The sequence below is a fragment of the Isoptericola sp. NPDC060257 genome (assembly GCF_042726645.1).
GTDB classification, from domain to species: Bacteria; Actinomycetota; Actinomycetes; order Actinomycetales; family Cellulomonadaceae; genus Isoptericola; species Isoptericola nanjingensis.
Genome location: NZ_JBHXAW010000240.1, coordinates 1 through 6870, shown reverse-complemented (window position 1 = coordinate 6870; position 6870 = coordinate 1). Strand labels below are relative to the sequence as shown.

Below are 6870 nucleotides of genomic sequence, written 5' to 3'. Positions count from 1 at the left end.
GCCCGGGGGCGTCCCTCGCGCGTCCCCGGGCCGGAGGCCCTTCTCGCACCCGAGTTCAGCGCCTCCGCGCGACGCGTCCGGCAGCTCCCGGTCAGGTTCTCCTGGCGGGACCCTCCGCGCCGAGGAGCCTCGCGGCGGCCGGCGCTCCACGCCGCGTCCTGCCGCCCGCTCCTCTGACGGACCCCGCCCCCTGGGTGCCTACCGCGCCGGGATGCGGACCCCTGCCGACCGGAGCCGGTTCTCGACCAGGGCGACGCCCTGCGCCACGGCCGTGCCCTCGACCTCGCCGTGGTGGGCGATCAGCTCGTAGCGGGCTGCGGCGTCGCTGCGGGCCCGCAGGCCGGTCACGATCCGCAGCCGCTCCGGGTGGGCGAGGAGGTGGTCGGCCATCGCGTCGGCGTACTCGGCGACCCGCGGGTCGTCCGGTTCCAGCGCCGTCGTGTCGACGCCACGATGAATCAGGGCGACGAACGCCGGGTCGTCCACAGCCTCGGTCACGTCGGCGACGTAGTCGTCGAACCTCTCCGGGACGAGAGCGCGGGCGAGCACCATGCCCTCGCGCGCGGCGGCCACCTCCGTGGCGGGGAACCCGAGACCGGGCATGCGGTCGAGCAGGGCGACCGCGGCGTCGGGGAGCAGAGCACGGTCGCCGTCGCCGAGCCGGCGCAGCGCCGCCGCCTGCGCGGTCAGCTCCTCGATGCGTGCAGCGAGAGTCCGCTCGACGTCGGCGAGACCTGCCGCGAGCGCGTCCGGGTCGGCGTCGAGCAGGGCGGTGATCTCGGCCAGCGGCACGCCCGCCGCGGCCAGCGCCCGGACCCTGACGAGCCGCAGGAGGTGGGTCGAGTCGTACCGGCGGTAGCCGGAGCGGTCACGCTCGGGCTCCTCGACGAGACCCACCTTGTGATAGTGCCGGACCGTCTTCACCGTGACCCCGGCGAAGGAGGCCGCCTGCCCGATCGTGACTCCGTCCACCATGCACACAGTGTGCCCCGTCGCTGCAGGTCACGGCGCGATGGCTTCGCCCTGGAACACCGCGTCGACAAGGACCTGCTGCACCTTCTGGAACGCGCCCTGCACGGACATCTCGGCGTCGTCCACGCAGTTCAGCGCGGCGGACATGGTGGTGCTGCCGTCCGGCGTGCCGTACATCAGCGTCGCGTACCCGGCCATCCCGCCGTTGTGGGTGACGAGCGTGCGGCCGTCAGCCAGCTCCTGGACGAACACGCCCAGGCCGTATCCCATGTCGGGGATCGGGGTGGGGAACGGGTCGCACATCTGCGCCACGAGATCGGCGGGCAGGAGCCGGCCGCCCAGCAGCGCCGAGAAGAACGTCGCGGCGTCGTGAGGGGTCGAGATCATGTCCCCACCCGTCGAGATCCACGACGGGTTGTGCCGCGAGACGTCGACCGTCTGCTCCTGTCCGTCCTCCTCGTACCGGAAGTACGCGCGCGCGTAGGGTTCGGGCAGGTCGGGCGACGCGTCCGGCACGGACGTGCCGGACAGCCCCAGCGGGTCGATGACGAGGCGCCGCATCTCCTCCCCCAGCGTGCGGCCGGTGACGTTCTCGACGATCAGTCGGAGGAGCACGTAGTTTGTGTTGGAGTAGCTCCACCTCGTGCCGGGCTCGAAGCGTGCCGTCCTGGCCAGCGCGAACCGCGCGAGGTCCTCCGGCCGGTGCGTCTCGAAGCGTGCCGCGAGCCACTCGCGCGCCGCCGGCCCGTAGTTGCTCGGCATCCCCTGCTCGAAGGCACCGTCGGCGTCCGCGTCGCCGGTGAAGTTGAAGACGCCGCTGGTGTGCTGGAGCAGCATCCGGACCGTGACGCGCGGGTCGAGGTCGAGGCCGGGCAGGTGCGGGGCCGCCGGGTCGTCGAGGCCGAGCCGGCCCTCGTGCACGAGCAGCAGGACGAGCGCCGCGGTGAAGGTCTTGGTGTTGCTCCCGATGCGCGTCCGGGTGTCGACCGACGGCGCGGCGGTCCCGTCGAGCGCGGCCCGGCCGGCGCTGGCGGCCCACTCGCCGCTGGTGTCGTGGACGTGCAGGGAGACGCCGAGGATGCGGTCGTCCACCAGGTCGTCGAGCACCGTGCGGAGGTGCGGACGGGTGGCGGTCCAGGTGGGGTGGGTGGCGGTCATGGCGTGCTCCTCAGTGTCTCGGTGGCGGCTCCGTGCCGTCTGCGACGAGCGTCCACCCCGCCCCAGGGGCAACCTCAACTGTGATGCCCGTCACACTGCGGTCCGGACCTGGGGCGCACTGACGGGGGTCAGGAGACGAGGTTCAGCAACCGGCTGGCGACGACGGCGGTGACCGTGGTCCAGCCGACGATCGCCACCGCCTGCCAGACGAGCACGCGGGCCTTGCCGACGCCGGACGCCACCAGCATCGAGGCCGTGAAGTGGGTGGGCAGCAGCAGCGGGCCGAGGAGGCTGACGCCGGGGACGCCGTAGCGCTCGTACGCGCGCTGGAACTTCGCCCGGCGGGCGCTGCGTCGGTCGTCCGCCGGCTCGGCCGGGATCGTGGTGTCCTCCGCGGCGCCGGGGCCCACCAGGACGGCGCTGCGCTGCCGGGTCTTCGCGCGACGGCGGCTCACCACCGCGTCGCGGGCGCCGGCGCTGGCCAGGACGACGGCGGTCACGGCGAGGAAGTTGCCGACCATCGCGGCGGCGGCCGCGACGGCGGGGTAGATCCCGCCGAGGATGCCGATGGTCGCGCCGCCCTCCCCTTCGATGAAGGGGACCATGGCCGCGACCGCGACGATCAGCGGCTGGGCGAGATCGGGGACCTGGGCGACCAGGTCCTGGAACGTGTCGACGAGGTTCACGGTGTGCTCCTGGGTGTCGGGCGTCGTCGGGTCGTCCCCAGTCCACCCGGGGCCGGGAGCACCCGGTAGTGCCCCTCGTCACCGGCTCCTGTGTCGACCGCACGTCTCGGCCATGACATGTGTCATGCGGTGCGGGCGTCGGCGGGACGAGGTGGTGGCGGGTGAGCGACCGCGCCACGATGACGTCATGCCCGCGCCCGCCGTCGTGGAGATCGCGTGCGACGAGTCGGGGTTCTCCGGGACGAACCTGCTGGACCCGGCGTCGCCGGTGATCGCGCACGCGGGGGTGGACCTCACCCGCGAGGAGGCGGCGGCCGTGCTCGGCACGCTGCGGTCGCGGTTCAACCACCGTCGGACGCAGGAGCACAAGGCCAGCCTGCTCCTGCGGCCGGGGCAGCCGGAGGCGGTGGCGTGGTTCCTGGCGGAGCTGGCGGGCCGCTCGACGGTGCACGTCGTCGACAAGCGCGACCACGTCGCGGGGCGGGTGCTCGATCTGCTCACGGGCGAGCCGTCGTACCTCGACGGGTCGCGCCTCGGCCGCGACCACGGCCGCGCGGTCGCGGTCCTGCGAGGCCGGGGCGACGTCCTCGCCGCGTTCGTCGCGATGACGCACCTCAAGCACCGGCGCCGGCCGGACCCTGCTGCCGTCGGCCGGTTCGTCGCCCTCGTCCCGGGCGTCGTGGCCGACGGCGTGCCGGAGCTGGCCGGCCTGACCCGGCGGGACGTCGTGGCTGTCCTGGACCGGCTGCTCGACGGCGACCCCGCCGTCCCGCCGCCGCTCGAGCCGCTGGTGCCGGCCCTGGCGGAGACGGTGCTGCGATGGAGCGACGGCCACCGGTCGGTCGTCGTCGTGCACGACGAGCAGAGCGCGCTCACGCGGCAGCGGACCGCCGTCCTGGCCGCGAGCCTCGCCGCCGCGGTGTCGCCCGCTCCTCCGCCCCTCCTCGCGGTGCGGCAGGTGGACTCCCGCCACGATCCGCGCGTGCAGGTCGCCGACCTCCTGGCCGGGTGGGCCCGGAGCTCTGCGGAGCCCGTGGCCTGACGCCCGGCAGCGCCGGCGACGGTCGCCGAATCGACCACCGGGTGAAATTGGGGGTTGCGCTCCGGGAAACCGGTCCCCTACGGTCAAGAAACCGGTTGCTGTGATCTGTTCGTAACCAATGAGGGTTGCGGACAGCGGTCGTACCGCCCAGCGGAGCGGCCTCGGCACCGGCTGCACGTCCCGCGTTCGACGACGAAGGTGAGGCAGCAACGATGAGACGGCAAGCAGCGCGACGACTCCTGGCGGCGGGGGTGACGACGTCCCTGGCCGCCGCGATCGGAGTGACCGCCCTGACGCTCCCCGGCGCTCAGGCAGCAGAGACCGGCCCGACCGGGTTCGCCACCCAGAACGGTGGCACGACGGGCGGCTCCGGCGGCGCCGTCGTGAAGGCGACGACCGGCACCCAGATCCACGAGGCGTTGTGCGGCCGCGCCTCGGAGGACACCCCGATCACCATCCAGGTCGAGGGCACGATCAACCACGGCAACACGAGCAAGGTCTCGGGAGACAGCTGCAACACCGCGGACGGCGTGATCGAGCTGAAGCAGATCAGCAACGTCACGCTCGTCGGGGTGGGCAGCGGCGCCACGTTCGACCAGGTGGGCATCCACATCCGCGAGGCCAGCAACATCATCATCCAGAACGTCACGGTCAAGAACGTCAAGAAGTCGGGCTCCCCGACGTCCAACGGCGGCGACGCGATCGGCATGGAGTCCGGCGTCTCGAACGTGTGGGCCGACCACGTGACGCTCGAGGCCTCGGGCGGCGAGTCCGAGGGCTACGACGGCCTCTTCGACATGAAGGGCGACACGAAGTACGTGACGCTCTCCTACAGCATCCTCCGCGGCTCCGGCCGCGGCGGCCTCGTCGGCTCGGGCGACAGCGACCTGGGCAACGGGCCGGTCACCTACCACCACAACCTCTACGAGAACATCGACTCGCGCCTCCCCCTGCTGCGCGGGGCGACGGCCCACATCTACAACAACCACTACGTCGACATCCACGAGTCGGGCATCAACGCGCGCGCCGGCGGCAAGGCGAAGGTCGACAGCAACTACTTCCAGGACTCGAAGGACGTGCTCGGCACGTTCTACACCGACCTGCCGGGCTACTGGCAGGTCGCCGGGAACACCTTCGACAACGTCACGTGGTCGGCGCCGGGTGAGGACAACAACCCCGCCGGCCCGAACCCGACGTCCACGACGACGGTCAGCATCCCCTACGACTACTCGCTCGACGACGCCGGCTGCGTGCCGGACGTCGTCGCCGCGACCGCGGGGGCGAACAAGGGCCTGAAGGTGTCCGACGGCTCGTGCGAGGCGACGACGCCGGACCCGACCGACCCCACCGACCCGCCGACCGGCGAGCCCACGGACCCGCCGACCGGCGAGCCGACCGACCCGCCGACGGAGGAGCCGAGCGGGACCAACCTCAGCCTGGGCGCCGGCGCGGACGGGTCGACCAAGGCGTCGGGCAGCAGCTTCGGCAACGTGACCGACGGCAACCTGAGCACCTTCTGGTCGCCGACGAGCACCACGGGCCGCGTGTCCGTCAAGTGGGCCACCCCGCAGACGGTGGCACAGGCCAAGGTCGTCGAGGCGGCCGGCTCCGAGGGCACGATCACCGCGTTCCGCATCGTCAACCACGACGACGGCGCCGTCCTCGCGACCGGCAGCCGCGCGGGCGTCGTCAACCTGCCCACGACCACGCTGAGCAAGCTCGACCTCGAGATCACCGGTGCCTCCGGCACGCCGAAGGTGGCCGAGCTCGAGACGTACGCCGGCCAGGGCTCCACGGACCCGACGGACCCCACCGACCCGACGGACCCCACCGACCCGACGGACCCCACGGACCCCACGGACCCGCCGACCCCGAGCGGCGAGGTCATCTACGCCGCGCCCGACGGCTCGGCCGGCGCGGCCGGCACCGAGGCGGACCCGACGACGGTCGCCGCGGCGATCGCCGCCGTCGAGCCGGGCGGGGCGATCTACCTGCGCGGCGGCCAGTACGACCTGGCCGACACGCTCACGATCGAGCCGGGCAACGACGGGACGTCGTCGGAGCGCACGCTGCTGTCGGCGTACCCGGGCGAGAAGCCGGTGCTCGACTTCTCCGCCCAGGCCGAGGACTCCGCCAACCGCGGCCTCGCCATCGGCGGCAACTTCTGGCACGTGTACGGGATCACCGTGCAGAACTCGGGCGACAACGGCATCCTGCTCGGCGGCGACGACAACGTGATCGAGCGCGTCGTCACCCGCGGGAACGCGGACACGGGCCTGCAGATCGCCCGCCTGGTCGCCGGTGCGCCGAAGGAGGAGTGGCCGTCGGACAACCTCGTGCTCAGCTCGGAGTCCTACGACAACGTCGACTCCGACGGCGAGGACGCGGACGGCTTCGCGGCCAAGCTGACGGTGGGCGAGGGCAACGTGTTCCGCGACTGCGTGGCGCACAACAACATCGACGACGGATGGGACCTGTACGCCAAGACCGACACGGGCCCCATCGGCGTGGTGACCATCGAGGACTCGCTCTCCTACGAGAACGGCACCCTGTCGGACGGCTCGCAGGCCGGCAGCGGTGACCGCAACGGCTACAAGCTGGGCGGCGAGGACATCCCCGTCGACCACGTGATCACGGGCAGCATCGCCTATGAGAACGGCAAGCACGGTCTCACGTACAACAGCAACCCGGGCTCGATCACGGTCTCGGACAACGTGAGCATCGGCAACGAGGAGCGCAACTTCAACTTCGACGAGGGCAGCCACCGGTTCAGCGGCAACGTGTCGTGCAACAGCGGCTCGAACGACCGGATCGTCGGCAGCGACGACGGCACCAACCAGTTCTGGTCCGGCTCCAACGGCTCCGCGTGCGGCGCCTACGCGGGCGACCTCGACTGGTCCTTCGCCGCGGACGGCTCGCTGGAGGTGACCTTCGGCTGAGCCGATCCGCCCCTGACGGCGCGCCCTGCGCGGGCGCGCCGTCACCCCGACCCCGGCCGGCCCGTCGACCCCA

Annotated in this window: 5 protein-coding genes; 2 read left to right on the top strand and 3 right to left on the bottom strand. The window is 72.5% G+C overall.

Going from position 1 to position 6870, the window contains the following annotated elements:
• Nucleotides 1-198 precede the first annotated feature (198 nt).
• The 3 genes from ACFWEK_RS16845 to ACFWEK_RS16835 form a co-directional block, all read right to left on the bottom strand.
• Nucleotides 199-975, bottom strand: coding sequence for a MerR family transcriptional regulator (locus tag ACFWEK_RS16845; RefSeq protein WP_430544866.1), 777 nt, complete (start codon nt 973-975; stop codon nt 199-201).
• A 27-nt stretch (nt 976-1002) separates the two neighbouring features.
• On the bottom strand, nt 1003-2130 hold the full coding sequence (locus tag ACFWEK_RS16840) for a serine hydrolase domain-containing protein (RefSeq protein ID WP_430554778.1): 1128 nt from the start codon (nt 2128-2130) through the stop codon (nt 1003-1005).
• Nucleotides 2131-2258: 128 nt separating this feature from the next.
• Entirely contained in the window at nt 2259-2816 is a 558-nt protein-coding gene (locus ACFWEK_RS16835) for a small multidrug efflux protein (protein WP_430554777.1), read from the bottom strand.
• Between the two features lie 187 nt (nt 2817-3003).
• Here ACFWEK_RS16835 and ACFWEK_RS16830 point away from each other — a divergent pair, with 187 nt between their 5' ends.
• Both ACFWEK_RS16830 and ACFWEK_RS16825 read left to right on the top strand, forming a co-directional pair.
• Entirely contained in the window at nt 3004-3858 is an 855-nt protein-coding gene (locus tag ACFWEK_RS16830) for a DUF3800 domain-containing protein (RefSeq protein ID WP_430554776.1), read from the top strand.
• Between the two features lie 212 nt (nt 3859-4070).
• Nucleotides 4071-6797: a hypothetical protein gene (locus tag ACFWEK_RS16825; RefSeq protein ID WP_430554775.1), complete on the top strand. Its 2727-nt coding sequence runs from the start codon at nt 4071-4073 to the stop codon at nt 6795-6797.
• The last annotated feature ends 73 nt before the right edge of the window (nt 6798-6870 follow it).